This window comes from Pseudomonas sp. EL_65y_Pfl2_R96 (assembly GCF_963970905.1).
Lineage (GTDB): Bacteria > Pseudomonadota > Gammaproteobacteria > Pseudomonadales > Pseudomonadaceae > Aquipseudomonas.
Map to the genome: position 1 here is coordinate 1 of NZ_CAXAQH010000328.1, position 458 is coordinate 458.

General features: G+C 65.9%; 1 protein-coding gene. It reads left to right on the forward strand.

The window, feature by feature from the left end; genetic code table 11:
* Window positions 1–458, forward strand: a 458-nt coding sequence (locus tag AACY49_RS30875) for an AAA family ATPase (protein WP_339528097.1), incomplete at both ends; no start/stop codon positions are given.

Sequence of the window (458 nt, forward strand, 5' to 3'; positions counted from 1 at the left end):
CGCCTGTCCTCGATGATTTTGTGGGGCCCACCCGGCACGGGCAAGACGACGATCGCCCGGTTGCTCGCCGATGCCGTTGGCTTGCGCTTCATGGCGATCTCGGCGGTGTTCTCGGGCGTTGCCGATCTCAAGAAAGCCTTTGCCGAAGCCCGCGATCACGCGAAAATCGGCAAGCGCACGTTGCTGTTCGTCGACGAAATCCACCGCTTCAACCGCGCGCAGCAGGACGGCTTCCTGCCTTATGTCGAGGATGGCACGGTCACGCTGGTCGGCGCGACCACTGAGAACCCGTCCTTCGAATTGAACGCCGCCGTGCTGAGCCGCGCGCAAGTGCTGATCCTGCACCGGCTCGGCCATGCCGCGCTCGGCAAATTGCTCGACCGCGCCGAGCAGGTGGAGGAACGCCCGCTGCCGCTCACCCCGCAAGCGCGCGACGCGATGATCGCCAGCGCCGATGG